Origin of the sequence: Bacteroides sp. L10-4 (assembly GCF_013373675.1) — a bacterium.
GTDB lineage: Bacteria > Bacteroidota > Bacteroidia > Bacteroidales > Bacteroidaceae > Bacteroides > Bacteroides muris.
On record NZ_JABXJH010000140.1, the window covers coordinates 1 to 1,286 of the forward strand.

General features: G+C 39.2%; 1 pseudogene. It reads right to left on the reverse strand.

Annotation, left to right across the window (positions count from 1 at the left end):
• Positions 1–512: 512 nt before the first annotated feature.
• Positions 513–1,042, reverse strand: a pseudogene (locus HU824_RS19960) (N-acetylmuramoyl-L-alanine amidase).
• Positions 1,043–1,286 lie beyond the last annotated feature (244 nt).

Below are 1,286 nucleotides of genomic sequence, written 5' to 3' on the forward strand. Positions count from 1 at the left end.
GTTTATGTAAATCTGTTCAAAGATCGCTGTCTTAACTGCGATGCTGTTCCTTTCAGAAAGCGGGTGCAAAGGTAAGAACTTCAAAGCATAACTTCCAAATTTTTCCGGAAGTTTTTTTTTCTTTCTTCTTTTCGACTCCTTTAAATAAGGATAAGGAAAAGCAAAACAAGAAAAAGTTCTTCTTTGCGAATCGGACTACAAAGATAAGGAGAAATATTAATAAGTTTCAATTCATCTTTTTCTTTCTTTGCGTCACCTTCCACAATTCTGTTTCAGCATTTCAATTTCACCACTTTCCGTCTCTTGGAAAGCGGTTGCAAAGGTAAGGATTTAGCAATACAAGCCAAACATATCTGCCATTTTCTTTTAATAAAAACGAAACTTTTTTTGTAACTATCTGGTTCATAAAGATATTTTGAGCGAACATTTTTGAGGAAAGGAAAGAGAGAGAAAATAACAACACACACTATATATACGTGCGCGAGAAACGCAAAGAAAGAGAATAAAACATTCTATAAGTATGCCGGATTGGGTGGTGCAGGCTCTGTCAAAATAATCGTTGCATCAAAGCAAGGACATTGCTTCACCCACTCTTCCGGCTCTATCTCCCCGTTATGGTTCAGGTCGGGGCTTAGGTCGCGATGACCGCAAAGCCGGGCACTGGGATAATCTTTCAGCAACAGCAACACAAGTACGCGCAGAGAATGCCTTTGGAAAGGGGTACGCGCATCGGCAGGGCGACCATACTCGTCAAGACCACCTTCGTAACAGACACCGATGCTATTTGCATTCGCCTCCGGGCAGGGACAAGGGGCGAAGAGACTTGATGTCACCATTCTTCCGGATATAAAAATGATAGGAGGATGTGTCCAAACACCAAAAATATGAAAATCCCCCCCTGTCACAGATATCTGTAGCAAGGGTGATTTTGTTAAAAAGAGTTTTTTGACAACCTCTGGTCTGTCGTCAAGTCGTGCTCCGTATAGTAGCGGTCGCAGCGGGTGGCGGAACAATGGACGACGATAAGATTGATGAATCTCATGAGAGTTAAGAATTAACTTTTTAATTTAAGAAGCTGTTTAAAATTTATTGAAGATAAACGTTATTGCAATGAATAATATATTGTAAATCAGTAGGTTAATTGGAGATTTATTTGTAGCTTTATGAGTGTCAATCAATTAGAGTTATGGAACAATACTCAACTAACCTTACTGATAAACAGTGGCAAGTTATAGAAAAAATTATAAATCCGCAAGAAAGGAAGCGAAAACATTCTCTCAGAAACA